The following is a 14,106-nucleotide window of genomic DNA, read 5'->3' as shown; positions in this document are numbered from 1 at the left end:
AACGACACATTGCTTGACGGCGGAGCCGATGTAGACACACTGAACATCGGAGCGAACTTCACTGCCACAAGCGATGCACAGATTGCCAACATCGAGAACATCGTGCTGACGGCAGCGGCCACGGTGAACCTGAGCAACCAGACCGAAAGCTTCACCATTACCGGCTCGGCTGGCGCCGACAGCATCACGGCTGGCAGCGGCAACGACACCATTGTGGGTGCGGTAAACGACACCCTGCTTAGCGGCGGTTTGGGCACCGACACCCTCAACGTGGGGGCCAATTTCACGGCCGTCAGCGATGCACAAATCGTGGGTATCGAGAACATCGTGCTGACGGCAGCGGGCACCACGCTCAGCCTGGCCAACCAGAGCGAAGCCTTCACGGTTACCGGCTCGGCTGGTGCAGACACCATCACCGGCGGCGCAGGTGCAGACAGCATCAGTGCAGGCGCAGGTGCAGACATCATCGTCGGCGCCCAGAACGACACATTGCTTGACGGCGGAGCCGATGTAGACACACTGAACATCGGAGCGAACTTCACTGCCACAAGCGATGCACAGATTGCCAACATCGAGAACATCGTGCTGACGGCAGCGAGCACGGTGAACCTGAGCAACCAGACCGAAAGCTTCACCATCACTGGCTCGGCTGGCGCCGACAGCATCACGGCTGGCAGCGGCAACGACACCATTGTGGGTGCAGCGAATGACACGCTTCTGGATGGCGGGGCAGGGATAGATACGCTCAATATCGGCGCCAGCTTTAACATCTTGGACGCCCAGCTGACTGGCATTGAAAATATTGTGCTGACGGCCGGCTCAACTGTCCTGAACCTGAGTAGCCAGACCGAGGCCTTCACCGTCACCGGATCGACTGGCGACGACAAGATCATCGGCGGTGCGGGCGCTGACGTGATTGTCGGCGGCCTCGGCAACGATACGCTGTATGGCGGTGCTGGCAACGACACCCTCACCGGCGGTGACGGCATCGATCAATTCCGCATGACGACCGCCAGTGGCGCGAACACTTTCACCGACTTCGTGAGGGGTACCGACAAGCTCGGCTTCTTCGACGATACCAGCAACACGCTCGGCAGCGTGAATTTTGGGGGTACCACTGGTTCGATTGCGGGAACTACCCTGGCAGCAGCCGATTTCGTGTCGTCCACTACGATTGCGAACATGACCGCCGCCACCGACAACAAGGTGGTTCTCATCACCACGGCGCAGACAGCCGCGGTGATCACCGGCACGACCCTAACGGGTAATGCCCGCGCAAACGATTACATCATTGTGTGGAATTCGACTGCCAACGGAGGGAATGGAGAGGCGCAGGTCTGGTTTGATGACAGCTGGAAGACCACGGCCGGCCGAGTGCAGGTCGCGACGCTGACCGGCGTTACTCAGGCACAGATGCTTGCTTTCACCGAAGCGGACATCATGGTGTACAGCACCGCGACCGACCCTATCATTCTGGATCTTGGCGCGGCGGGCCTGGCCTTCAATACGTCGGACAACGGCGTCTTCTTTGACCTGAATGCCGACGGCGTGCGCGACAAGACTGCGTGGACCACGGGCGTGGACGGCATCCTGGTCTTTGACCTCGATGGATCCGGCAGCATTGAGGACGGCAGCGAGATGTTCACGCCTTGGTTTGCTGGCGGCAACTATGCCAGCGGTGTGGAGGCTCTGGCCAGCCTTGACAGCAATGGCGACGCCGTCCTGGGGACAGAGGATGCCAATTTCTACAAGCTGCAGGTGTGGATTGATGCCAACGCCGACGGCATCAATGATGCCGGTGAGCTGGTCAGCCTGACTGACTTGGGTATTGCCTCCATCAACCTGCATACGCTGCTGGGCAGCGGTGAGGTCGATGGCCAGACCATTCTGTCGCAAGGCGCGTTCACCTATATTGACGGTGGAACGGGCATGTTTGCTGAAGTTGGTTTTGACGCCGCGCTGAGCAGCGCACCAACACCCATCGTTGGGGGGCAGGGCGACCAGACGCTGCTGGGCGGCGCCCTTGGCGATGTGTTTGAGTGGCGTCTTAACGACGGTGGCGCGGCAGGCGCGCCCGCAACCGACACGATCATCAACTTTGATACCGCCTCACGCTCGGCCGGTGGTGACGTGCTGGATCTGCGGGATCTCCTTGTTGGAGAAACTTCAGGGAACGGCGCCGACGGGGACATCCTGGCGAACTTCCTGCATTTCGAGAAGTCGGGTGATGACACCATTGTTCATATCAGCACCACCGGTGGTTTTGCCAGCGATCCGCATGCAGTGGGCTCCCCTTCGAGCACGGTACTCGGTGCAGCGGATCAGACGATTGTGCTGGCTGGGGTGGACATGATCGGTGCGTACACCACCGACCAGCAGGTGATTCAAGACCTGCTGACCAGAGGAAAACTCAGTACCGACTAAGGTACTGGTGTTCACAAAAAAAGAAGCCGCCGAATCGAGATGATTCGGCGGCCATTTTCAGAAGGTCGTTTGACTCGTCAGTCAGTCATCTAAGTCAGGTCAGTCAGACTCTTTGACCGCCGGTCCCACGGCTCCGTCAAAGCCTGCTGGCTCCAGCGCCGCCAGCTCGGCGCGGTCTATCACGCCTTCTGCGTAGACCTGCATACCCATCTTGTGAGCAACGGAGGCAAGGCCTTTGAGAAAGACCTGGTTGTCGGCGCTGTATTGCAGCCCGCGGATGAAGCTGGAGTCAACCTTGACGAAGTCCAGACCCAGATCGTGCAGTACGCCCGCGTGACTGAAGTGACGACCGAAATGGATCAACCCCACACGGCTGCCTGCTTTTCTGGCGTCGGCAACAAATCCCCGGAAACTGTCCATGTGTGTGATGACCGCAGCCTCTGGTGTCTGGAGCCACAGGCGACTGGCCAGGCTTGAATTCTTCCTGACCAGATCCAGCAGTCCTGAGCGCAGGCTATCGTCGTGTAATGAGGGGGCAGACAGGTGGATGGCGACGCCCGCAAGGCCAGGGTCACCGTGCAATTTTTCGAAGCCCAGCTTGATGGCCGCCTGGTCAACCAGCGACGCCAGCTGAAAACCCTCGGCTATTTGCAGGAAGCGGTTGGCTGCTTGCCAGTCGCCCGCCCCCTCAAGCTTTAGCTCCAGCCGGCATTCGCGGTGCACCAGGTTTGCCTTCAGGTCCAACACCGGCACGGAGGTGAGTCGGACCTGCCCTTGCTCGAGGGCCTGCCTGATCAGCCGGAGTGTGCTTTCAGTGGCGGGCGACAAGTTTTCGTCGCTGGCTTCGCGGATGGTATTGAGGCCTTGCACCTCTGCCGCCCCCAGCGCGGCTGAAGCCTGGGCCATCAGGCCGGCAAGGTCCTGCCCATGTTGCAGTTTTCCCATGCCGATATACGCCGCAGGTCCCTCTCCAATCAAGGGCGTGCTTGCTTCGGCCAGGGCGCGCAGCAAGTCCTGGGCCGTGTGGCGGGCGTTGACGCGGCTGGGGAGCAGCAAGGCAAAGTCGGCCTCGCCGATGCGTGCTGCAACACCGTTGTCTTGCGTCGCCTGGCGCATGAGCACTTGTGCAAAGACTTTCAAGAGATCATGGGAGGTGGGGGAGCCGAGGCGGTGGTTGAGCCCGGGGAAACCGGCCATTCGAACCAGGAGCAGGGTGCCACCAGCGGCCTCCTCGCTGTCCAGTGAATCCAGCAGTTGAATCAGGAAAAAGTTGCGGTTTGCCAGCCCGGTGAGGGGGTCGTAATTGGCCGCGACCCTTAAAACTTCCAGACGCTGAGCCTCTTCCGCAAACATTCCCTTGAGCCGGCTGACAGTGCTGTTCATGGCTATGGCCAGTTGTTTAAGCTCGGGGACGTCGGGGACTTCTATCAGATCAAAACGACGATCGCTGATGGCATTGGCCTGATCAATAACACGTTGCAAGGGTTCACGCAGGCGGCGCAACACAAGTGTTCCCAGGTAGCCCGCCACCAGCCCGGCCAGTCCTAAGGCGGCAACAAGTTGCAGCACGCTTTTCCAGAGCGACTGGTAGGCAAAGCGGCTCGTGCTGATCAACGTGAGCGTGCCCAACTGTTTCCACCCATTGCTGATTTGCGCCTGGCCTGCAACGGCCGAGAGAGGCAGAAGCCTGACAAACCAGTCCGGTACCGCCTTGGCAGGAGAGCCAGAGGCGCGCTCGACAATGGTCTTCCCAAGCGGGTCGACCACCCGTATCAGCTCGTAGTGACCGCCGTCAAACAGCGCGGCAACGGTCAGCTCGACCATCACCGCGTCGGCGTTTTGCTGGCTCAGTGCCAAAGCGAGGGCAGTCGCATTGTCGGAATTTTTCGAGCTGAGCTGCTCCGACAGATAACTTCGCGCATTCAGCGTGGACGCAAGCAAGCCGCCCAGCAGAGCCAACAAGGTGCTGAGAATGATTGCGAGCCACAATTGGCGGTACATCGACATGGAGAATCCCCTCGGAACGGTTCTTTATAGCGGTTTCTGAAACAAATCAGTCAAGTCAGTCACATCAATCGAAGCCTTCAGCACGCGCACGCCGGCGCAGCTCCTGCCAGCGCGACAGGCTGGACGGCCCGCCTGCGCCCTGGGCGCCTGAAACGCCTTGCCAGAGCCCGAGGCTGTTAAAGCTGAACACAGGTTGCAGGTCCTGCCGCCGGGATGCCGGCAGAAGGTCGTTGATCAGGTTGTCCAGAATCAGTGGTTCGGCATTGGGTTCCGGGTAAAAAGCCAGGACCATGTGCGCCTGCGTGATGCTGCTGTTGGCGCCGCCGATCCGGGCCTGTACGTAAATCAGGCGCAGCTTGTCGTCAGGGATGCCGAGCAGCAGAAGGGTGAAGTACTTGGCAATGGCAAAGTCCTCGCAATCACCAGCGCCCCGGCCGAGAGTCTCCATGGGGGTCGCCCAATAGTCACTTTGGCCCCAAATCACCTGGTCATCGCCGAATTTGACACGGCGGTTGAAAAAGTCGTTGACCTGTTTGATCTTGGCAGGCGCGGGCAGGTCCGCGTTGTCTTGCAGCAACTTTTGCCAGTCCCGAAACGACGGCACCGCAGCTGCGCCGAAGCGCTGGGACATGACGCTTTGCATCCGCTCAAAATCCACCGCCGCAACCTTCAGTACCCCGGTCAGGAGGATCAGAACGATCAGAATGAGTCGTTGAAAATGCTTCAAGTGTTTCGTTTTCGCACCAGACGGGGAATTCGTCCGGATATCAATTGCGCTTCTGGAAAACCTGCGTTAGCATAAAAATATTCATATAAAACAGTCACTAACGACTCATTGTTAACCTGATTTCGAATATTTCTCTCTGTGCTCGGGTAGCTGGATGAGGAGACAATCGTGCAAATGAAACAATTTGATACTGCGAAATGAGTCAGAACCATACCGCGACAACCCGTGTGCCGCGCTCTCCTGTCAGCAGGGCCAGCCGTGTTGCGCGTGAGCCTTTGGTTCAGTGTAACGGTGATCCCGCAGGGCGAGCGTCCATGAAATCCCGCCTGCGCGGCTTCAGCATCAGCCCGGTGCAATGGGCTGTTTGGCTGTGTGCCGTGGGCGCGTTGGTTTCTACACAAGTCCAGGCCCAGTTCGAAAAACCCCTGACGCTGAAGGACGCAACACAACGAGCAGTGTTGAGCAACCCCGAAGTCATGGCCAAGTGGCACACGCTGAAGGCATCCGTTAATGAGCGGGATGTCGGTTTCGGCGCTCAGTTGCCCAAAGTCGATTTGTCGGCCGGTCAAGGCAAAGAGCGGCGCGAAGACCCCACCATCCGTTCCAGCTATGACAGAACATCTTCGTCCCTGACCATCACACAGCTGTTGTACGACGGCTTTGCAACCCGCAACGAAGTCAAGCGACTCGACCATGCGCGTATGGTGCGCTTGTTCGAATTTTTTGACAGCTCCGAGGCCGTCGCCTTTGAGGCTGCGCGTGCGTACTACGATGTTTTGCGGTTCCGTGAGCTGGTGCGCCTTTCCGAAGAAAATTTTGTGCAACATCGCTCGGTTTTTGAGCAGACAGAGCGCAGGGTCAAAGCCAGAGTGGCGCGCGCGGTTGACCTGGAGCAAATTTCTGCACGCGTGGCGCTGGCAGAGTCGAACTTGTTGACGGAAACATCAAACCTGCACGACGCGACGGCACGCTTTCAGCGTATCGTGGGTGCCATGCCCACTGCGGAGATGCCCTTACCCGCGCCGCTGGTCCAGGACATTCCCGCAGATGCAGCAGGTGCCATCAAACTTTCGCAGTACCGCAATGCGGCTCTACGCGCATCCATCGAGAATGTGCGCGCTTCCGACGCCGCGCTGGCCTCGCGCAGTGGTGCCTACCAGCCCCGGTTTGATCTGCGTTTTCGGCGCGACCAAGGCAAAAATGTGGGCGGTGTTATCGGGAAATCCGAGAACAATGTGGCCGAAGTGGTGATGAGCTGGAACCTCTTCAACGGTTTCAGTGATAGAGCCCGGGAGCGCCAGTTTGCGGAGCAGCTCAATGTGGCCAAGGATTTGCGCGACAAGACTTGCCGCGAAATCCGGCACACCCTTCTGATTGCCTACAACGACGTTCGCAAGTTCAAGGAGCAAATTGGCTACCTTGATCAGAACAAGGTCGCCATTGAGAAATCTCGCAACGCGTATCGTCTGCAATTTGACATCGGCCAGCGTACGTTGCTCGATCTGCTCGATACCGAGAACGAGTTGTTTCAGTCCCGACGCGCTGTGGCTAACGCGGAGATTGATATCAACGTAGCTTACGTTCGGGTCCATGCAGCGCAGGGCACCCTTCTGACCGCACTGGACTTGTCCAGAATCGATACGGGCGTTGTTCCCGGTGTGGATCAGTGGAACGAAGGCGAAGACGCTTCGCAGCACTGTCCTGCGGATCCGGTGGCGCTTTATGTGGTGGACAAGGCAGCTTTGGTCGGCCGCGCTAGCGACCTCGTCAAGCAGACAGCATTGCTCAATGCCCGCGAGCGGGCCATGCAGGAGGTCATGGCGCCCACGCCTTCCGCCGCACCAGCGCCGACAGTTCCGGCTCCGGCCGCCACAGTTTCCCCGCGCAGGCCGGTGTCCCCGGTGGCTCCACGTTCCCCCGCGACGCCTACCACCCCGCCAGCACCGGTGACACCGCTGGCTCCCGTGCCCGCGCCAGCTCCCGCGCCAGTTCCAGTTCCAGTTCCAGTTCCAGTTCCAGTTCCAGTTCCAGAGGCTCAGGCGCCAGCACCGGTGCCTGCGCTTGTCCCGGCCCCGGCCCCGGCCCCGGCCCCGGCCCCGGCCCCGGCCCCGGCCCCGGCCCCGGCAGTACGGACCTCGTCTCCTGACGACGCCGACTACAGTGAAGTGCGGCAGGCACTACAGAACTGGCGTACGGCCTGGGCCAGGCGCGACGTCGAGGCTTACCTGCAGTTCTATGCGCCCAACTTCGTGCCCCCCCCAGGCGGTGACCGCGAGTCGTGGAAGGAAAGGCGCAGGGCAGCGCTGTCCCGCGCGTCCGATATCACGGTTGAAATTGCCGACCTGACCGTGACCCTCAACGATGCGACTCAGGCGACCATGGTGTTCAGGCAAACCTATCGGTCGGCCAGTTACCACGACATCGTGACCAAGACGCTGCAGTGGACAAAGCTTGGCGATCGCTGGCTGATTGTCAGGGAGAGCTCGGCAGCCCCGCTGGCGGTAGGTCAGTAGGATCTGGCACGGGCACCGGCCGCAAGCTGAGCTGTCGCGCGGTGTCGCGGCCCTGATTGATCTGCGACCGCTTTGCGGCCTGAGCTAGGGTCTCAGCGCAGGGCGCTGCCTGCAACAATCCTGTCCAGTTCCTCGAAAACCTTGTCGAAATCGACCGGTTTGGTCCAGTAGCCGGTAAAGCCGGCTTGCTCGGCAAGTATCTTGTGCTCGGGCAAGGTGTCGGCAGAACACATGAAGGCGGGCGTGTTCTCCAACCCCGGGATCGCCCGCATCCGTTGAAGCAGATCAATCCCGTGAATGTCGGGCAAACGGCCGTCAATAACCAGCACGTCGGGCTGCCAGCTGCTGGCGACCTCGAAGCCCTGGGCACCGTTTTGTGCCATACGCATCTCGACATCTTCGCGGGTACGCATCACGTCGTCGAAAAGCATCAGGTTGTACATATTGTCTTCGACATACAACACACGCATTTTCCGCAGTTCTTCCCCCGAACCGTGAGCGGACTCAAGGGGCGCGGGTTGCGTGTCACTGGCGTCCCTGTCGTCGCTTTGCTCCCAGTAGATGTCTGTGGATACCTTGTCGAGCACGCGGCACAGGCGGGCGGACTGGATCAGAGCAGTTTCCACGCGCTTGCGCTCGGTCACGTCCAGGCTGAGCTCGACGAACAGCAGGGGCCGCCCCTGGCTATCGACCTCGGAGAACAACAGCGAGTGGATATCGACCAGTTCCCCGTCAGCTCGAATGATGCGGTAGTCAAGCTCGATCGCACCCGGACTCCGGCGCAACTGCTCGCGCGCTCTGATCAGCAGGTCCAGATCGTCGGGGTAGACAAGGCCCATCGCAAAGTCCAGGCTGAGGGGCGTAGCCGCGTCCACACCGTAAATTTCATACGCCCGGGGGTTCCAGTTCAACTCCTGACTGGCGAGGTCGAAAACAGCCTGGGCTACGCCCGTCGATACCATCAGCTGGCGCTGCATGCGCCGCTGGGCTTCGGCCAGGCCGAACTCCGGCTCAGCCGCGGCCTGCCTGAAACCGCTCACGGGCTCATTCATGGAAGCAACCGGTGAAGCCGGGGCGCATATGAGGCGGTCGGGATGGGGTCACAGGTATCTCCAAATGATCTGGGCCGACATCGGTACAGACTGCCACCAGTGCCGATGCTCGGGAAATCTCGCGGAAATTTTCTCCACGCGGAAACCATCTTATGCCAGAAATGGGTGATTTGCCCAAGCAGCAGCGGGCGAACCGGCGGTTGCCGGTCAGTCTGGAAGCACGGCGGTCACTTCAATTTCGATGCGCGCGCGATCCTCGACCAGGGCCGACACCTCCACACAGGTCATGGCTGGAAAATTCCTGCCCATGACCTCCCGGTAGGCCGCGCCCAGTTCCTTCAAACGCGCAATGTACTCCACGCGGTCCACCACATACCAGGTCATGCGGACCATGTGTTCGGGTCCGGCGCCGCCAGCCTGCAACACCGCCAGGATGTTGAGAAGTGCCTGGCGCGTCTGCGCGATGAAGTCGTCGCTTTCAAACTGCTGCTGCGCGTTCCAGCCGATCTGGCCGCCCACAAAAATCATTGCTCCGCGCGCCATCACGCCGTTGGCGTAGCCCCTTGGCTCGGCCCAGCCTGCAGGTTGCAACAGTTTCATCATGGTTTGTCTTCCTTTGTTGTCTCAAGATAAGGCAGCAGCGCGGTGCGCAACCCCTCCGGGATGGGCAGCACCTTGCCATGCGGTATTTCTGAACATACCACCACAGTATTTGCGATCAATTTCAGGGTCTGACCCTTGTCTGGCGGGTGTGAGTAGCTATGAATTTCATAGCTCATGCCAATGCTGGCGTTGCCGACGCGGGTCAGGCCCAGGCTGATGACGATTTCGTCGCCATAGCGGCACATGCCGAGAAATTCGGTTTTGAGATCCACGATGGGCACGCCCACACCAGAGGCGATCAGACCATGCTCCGGGTGACCGATGTGCGCCAGAAAATCTTCCTGCGTCTCATGCAGCAGGTAAAAATACTGCGGATAAAAAACAATGCCGGCCGGGTCGCAATGGTGAAAGCGGACCTGCTTGCGTACCGAGAACCTCATGGCTGGCGCAGCCTGAAGCGTTGCAGCTTGCCGGTTTCGGTGCGCGGCAGGCTGGCGACGAACGCCACCTGGCGCGGGTACTTGAAGGGCGCCAGGGTGGCCTTGACGTGGTCCTGCAACTGTTGGCACATGGCTGCATCGGGCGCGTGGTCCGGCTTGAGCACCACGAAGGCCTTGACCACCATGCCGCGCTCTTCGTCCGGTATGCCGATGACACCACACTCGGCGACTGCCGGGTGTTTCAGCAGTGCGTCTTCAACTTCCGGCCCACCGACGTTGTAACCCGACGTGATGATCATGTCGTCGGCGCGGGCCTGGTAGAAAAAATAGCCATCCTCGTCCTGCAGAAAGGCGTCCCCGGGGTAGTTCCAGCCGCCCTTCACATAGTTGCCCTGGCGTACGTCGTCGAGGTAGCGGCAACCGGTGGGGCCGATCACTGCCAGCTTGCCGATGGTGCCGCGCGGCACCTCCTGCCCCGCGTCGTCAACAACCTTGGCGGTGTAACCGGGCACCACTTTGCCGATGGCGCCGCGGCGTACATCGGCCGGCGCGGCAGAAATGAAGATATGAAACATCTCGGTTGCGCCTATGCCGTCGGTCATCTCGATGCCGGTGGCGTCCTTCCAGAGCTGGCGCGTCGCGTCGGGCAGACCTTCGCCAGCGCTGACGCAGGTGCGCAGGCTGGGCACGCCATGCTGTTTGGCAAACGCAGACATCTGGCGGTAGAAAGTCGGCGCGGTGTAGCAGATGGTGGCGCCGACCTCGTTGATCAGCTTGACCATGGCTTCCGGGGTGTAGGCAATGCCGGGGTAATACACCGAAGCACCTGCCCACATCGGGAAAATCAGCATGCCGCCGAGGCCGAAGGTGAAGGCCAGCGGTGGTGAGCCCATCACGATGTCTTCGGGTCTGGCCTTGAGCACATGGCGCGGCCAGGCTTCGCAGGCGGCCAGCACATCGCGGTGGGTGTGCACCGGTGCCTTGGGTGTGCCGGTGGTGCCCGAGGTGAAGGCCATCATCGCGAAGTCGTCGGCCGAGGTCGGGCACGGTGTGAAGTTGCCATCCCTGGCAAGCGCCTGCGCCTCCAGTGAACCGGCCTCGCTGGTGTTGAACGGAACGATGTGGGCCAGTACCGGGTTCAGCTCCTGGGCGGTTTGCAGTTCGGCCAGCAGTCCGGCATCACACAGGGCCACCGTGGCCTGCGATTTGGTGATGACCTCGCCCAACTCCTTGGCGCGCAGCAGCGGCATGGTGGCCACCGCGACCAGGCCGGCCTTGACGACGCCTAGCCAGGCCAGCGCCATGGCGATGGTGTTGCCGCCGCGCAGCAACACGCGGTTGCCGGGTATCAGCTTCAGGTCGCCCGTCAGCACCTGGGCAATACGTTTGACACGGTCGTGTGCCTCGGCATAAGTGAGCGTCAGCTTGTCGGAGCGCAGGAAGGGGCGGGCGGACATTCCGTGCTGCTCAATGCGCTCAAACAACACGTCCACCAGGTTCGCCTGGGCCGGAATCTGCAATTCGGACAGGTCGTACCGCATCTGCGGCCACTGGTCGCCCGGCGGCAGGCGGTCATGTACAAATCGGTCGGGTTGCATGGAAGGAGCGGGTGAGTTCATGATTGCAGCACCGCTTTGCCAATGATCAGTTGCTGGACTTCGGTCGCACCCTCGTAGATGCGCAGCGAGCGGATGTCGCGGTACAGGCTTTCGACCTTGGTGCCGACCTTCACGCCCAGGCCGCCATGCATTTGCAGCGCCATGTCGATCACGCGCTGGGCGTTTTCAGTCGCTGTCATCTTGGCCATGGCCGCCTCGGCGGTGATGCGTTTGCCGGCGCCGCGTGCCTCGCTGTCGTCACGCAGCCAGGCGGCGCGGTAAGTCAGCAGTGCGGCTGCATCAATCAGCGCTGCCATCTCGCCGATCTTTGCCTGTGTCAGCTGAAAGTCGGCAAGGGTCTGGCCGAACATTTTGCGTTCGCGTGAAAAACGCACGGCCTCGAACAGGGCGCGGCGCGCCATGCCCAAAGCTGCGGCGGCGACCGAAGCGCGGAAGATGTCCAGGGTCTGCATCGCCAGCTTGAAGCCACCGTTGAGTGCGCCGAGTTGCGTATCGGCACCGAGCCTGCAATCTGCAAACTTCAGCGTGGCCAGTGGGTGCGGCGCCATCACCGCAATGTGTTCGCTGCTGTCCAGGCCGGGATTGCCGGCGTCGACGATGAAGGCGGTGATGCCGCGTGTGCCGGCGGCCTTGTCGGTCTTGGCAAAGGTGACGTAGAAGTCGGCGATGTCGCCGTTGCTGATCCAGGTCTTGCTGCCGCTGAGGGCCCAGCCGCCTTCGGAAGCGTCGGCGCTGGTCGTCATGGCGCCGGCGTCGGAGCCGGCGTCGGCTTCGCTCAGCGCAAAGGCGGCGATCTTGTCGCCGCGTGCCACGGCGGGCAGGTAGGCGGCCTGCTGCGCCGGCGTGCCGGCCAGCGTGATGGCACCGCTGCCCAGACCCTGCATCGCAAACGTGAAATCGGCCAGTGGCGAGTGGAAGGCAAGAGTTTCGCGCAGGATCACCAACGCACGAGAATCAAGTTTGTCCAGCGCACCGCCGGCGCTGCCGGGAACGCAGTAGCGCAGCCAGCCGCCGTCACCCAGCCGTCGCACCCATTCCTTGCAGGCAAGCCGGTCATCACTTTCGTCCACCTGCTGCAGCGGCGCCCAGTCGGCCAGTTCCCGGCCCAGTGTTCGGTGGACATCGTCAAAGAAGGGAAGTGTGAGGTGATCTGTGGGGGCTTTCACATCAATCTCCCTGGAACACCGGCTTTTGCTTGGCCGAAAAAGCTTCGTAGGCGCGCGTGAAGTCTTTGGTCTGCATGCAAATGGCCTGGGCCTGGGCTTCGGCCTCGATGGCCTGGTCCAAAGTCATGGCCCATTCTTGGTGCAGCATTGTTTTGGTCATACCGTGCGCAAAAGTCGGACCGGCCGCCAACTCCGCAGCCAGCGTTTGCGCCTTGGATAGCAGGTCGGCCGGCTCGTGCAGTGCGTTGAAAAATCCCCATGACAGGCCTTCCTCCGCTGTCATGGCGCGGCCGGTGAACAGCAGTTCGGAGGCGCGGCCCTGGCCGATCAGGCGCGGCAGCAGCGCGCAGGCGCCCATATCGGCGCCGGCCAGGCCCACACGTGTGAACAGAAAGGCGGTCCTGGCCTGCGCCGTGCCCAGGCGCATGTCGGCGGCGAGTGCCATCATGGCACCGGCACCGGCGCAAATGCCGTCGATGGCGGCGACGATGGGCTGCGGGCACAGACGCATGGCCTTGACCAGGTCGCCAGTCATGCGCGTGAATTCGAGCAGCTCGGGCATGCTCATCTTTGTCAGTGGGCCAATGATTTCATGCACATCGCCGCCTGAGCAGAAGTTGCCGCCGGCGCCAGTCAGCACGATCACCTTGACATCAGTGGCGCTGTTGAGTGCCCGGAACAGGTCGCGCAACTCGGCGTAGGACGCGAAGGTCAGCGGGTTCTTGCGTTCCGGCCGGTTCAGGGTCAGGGTTGCCACACCGTCAGCGAAGCTATAGGCGAAAAGGCGCGCTTCGTAGCTTGCCAGCGCATTGAACTGCGCGTGCATCGGATTGCCGGGGCCAATGTAATGTTTCATGCGTTTTCCACTTCCTGGTTCAGATCGGTCTGGTGCTGTTTGACCTTGCCCAGCAGCTTGTGCAGGGTCTCGATTTCGCGCGCCGACAGGCCGCCGAAGGACTGGACAATCCAGTCTTCGTGCTGGCGTGCCATCTCGTCAAAGGTCTTGCGGCCACGTGTGGTGAGGCGCACGCGGTAGGCACGGCGGTCGCCTTCGACGTCCACGCGTTCGACCAGGCCTTCGGTCACCAGCTGGTCGGTGATGCCGGTGACGTTGCCGCCGGTGACCATCATGCGGCGCGACAACTCGTTCATCTTCAGGCCGTCCGGGTTGCGCTCAAGCTGGGCCATCAGGTCAAAACGCGGCAAGGTGGTGTCGAACTGTTCGCGCAACTGGCCGCGCACCTGCTTTTCGATCAGCTGTGTGCAGGTCAGCAGACGCAGCCACAGGCGCAGCGCCTCGGGGTGTTCGCGGTGTCCTCGTGCTTCTAGGTCCATGGCCGTCTCCGTTTGCTACTGATTTTATAGCTGCTTGTGCTTGCTGAATAAGGGCTCAGCCCGGTTTTTGCTTTGAAAGTTCACGGTACATCTGGTCCCGGCCGCTGAAGTAGGGTTGGGGCCAGTCCACGTGCCGGCTCTGCAGTTTGGCGGCCTCATGCAGGGTCCAGGCGGGGTCGGCCAGGTGCGGCCTGGCAATGGCGCACAGGTCGGCGCGGCC

The 14,106-nt window shown here is 61.2% G+C and carries 11 protein-coding genes; 2 read left to right on the top strand and 9 right to left on the bottom strand.

Translation table 11 applies throughout. The features are described 5' to 3' along the window. Positions 1-2,424, top strand: a 2,424-nt coding sequence (locus tag H0W47_RS16345; protein WP_296926290.1) for an S-layer family protein, incomplete at its 5' end; no start/stop codon positions are given. A gap of 99 nt (positions 2,425-2,523) precedes the next feature. Here H0W47_RS16345 and H0W47_RS16340 read toward each other — a convergent pair. Both H0W47_RS16340 and H0W47_RS16335 read right to left on the bottom strand, forming a co-directional pair. Continuing rightward, complete coding sequence (locus tag H0W47_RS16340; RefSeq protein ID WP_296926291.1) at positions 2,524-4,425, bottom strand: LapD/MoxY N-terminal periplasmic domain-containing protein; 1,902 nt, start codon at positions 4,423-4,425, stop codon at positions 2,524-2,526. 70 nt (positions 4,426-4,495) lie between these two features. Continuing rightward, the gene (locus tag H0W47_RS16335) at positions 4,496-5,158 is read right to left on the bottom strand and encodes a transglutaminase-like cysteine peptidase (protein WP_296926287.1); all 663 of its coding nucleotides are present in this window, start codon (positions 5,156-5,158) and stop codon (positions 4,496-4,498) included. A 314-nt stretch (positions 5,159-5,472) separates the two neighbouring features. On the opposite strand from H0W47_RS16335, the gene H0W47_RS16330 reads away from it, so the two are divergent. Further along, the gene (locus H0W47_RS16330) at positions 5,473-7,671 is read left to right on the top strand and encodes a TolC family outer membrane protein (protein WP_296926285.1); all 2,199 of its coding nucleotides are present in this window, start codon (positions 5,473-5,475) and stop codon (positions 7,669-7,671) included. A 92-nt stretch (positions 7,672-7,763) separates the two neighbouring features. Here H0W47_RS16330 and H0W47_RS16325 read toward each other — a convergent pair whose 3' ends face one another. The 7 genes from H0W47_RS16325 to H0W47_RS16295 form a co-directional block, all read right to left on the bottom strand. Next, positions 7,764-8,723, bottom strand: coding sequence for a response regulator (locus tag H0W47_RS16325; protein WP_296926283.1), 960 nt, complete (start codon positions 8,721-8,723; stop codon positions 7,764-7,766). 207 nt (positions 8,724-8,930) lie between these two features. Beyond that, on the bottom strand, positions 8,931-9,326 hold the full coding sequence (locus H0W47_RS16320) for a RidA family protein (RefSeq protein WP_296926281.1): 396 nt from the start codon (positions 9,324-9,326) through the stop codon (positions 8,931-8,933). Beyond that, positions 9,323-9,766: a thioesterase family protein gene (locus H0W47_RS16315; RefSeq protein WP_296926279.1), complete on the bottom strand. Its 444-nt coding sequence runs from the start codon at positions 9,764-9,766 to the stop codon at positions 9,323-9,325. Before H0W47_RS16315 ends, H0W47_RS16320 begins: the two co-directional genes overlap by 4 nt. Beyond that, positions 9,763-11,364, bottom strand: a complete 1,602-nt coding sequence (locus tag H0W47_RS16310; RefSeq protein WP_296926278.1) for an AMP-binding protein — start codon at positions 11,362-11,364, stop codon at positions 9,763-9,765. The genes H0W47_RS16315 and H0W47_RS16310 overlap by 4 nt, the downstream gene beginning before the upstream one ends. A 17-nt stretch (positions 11,365-11,381) precedes the next feature. Next, a complete protein-coding gene (locus H0W47_RS16305; protein WP_296926276.1) occupies positions 11,382-12,551 on the bottom strand; it encodes an acyl-CoA dehydrogenase family protein in 1,170 nt (389 codons plus the stop codon). A gap of 1 nt (position 12,552) precedes the next feature. Continuing rightward, entirely contained in the window at positions 12,553-13,407 is an 855-nt protein-coding gene (locus tag H0W47_RS16300; RefSeq protein ID WP_296926274.1) for an enoyl-CoA hydratase family protein, read from the bottom strand. Next, positions 13,404-13,886: a MarR family winged helix-turn-helix transcriptional regulator gene (locus tag H0W47_RS16295; protein WP_296926272.1), complete on the bottom strand. Its 483-nt coding sequence runs from the start codon at positions 13,884-13,886 to the stop codon at positions 13,404-13,406. Before H0W47_RS16295 ends, H0W47_RS16300 begins: the two co-directional genes overlap by 4 nt. Positions 13,887-14,106 lie beyond the last annotated feature (220 nt).

The organism is Polaromonas sp., assembly GCF_013817205.1.
GTDB lineage: Bacteria > Pseudomonadota > Gammaproteobacteria > Burkholderiales > Burkholderiaceae_C > Polaromonas.
The sequence above is the reverse complement of the archived record's forward strand: the minus strand, read 5'-3'. Positions and strand labels throughout refer to the sequence as shown.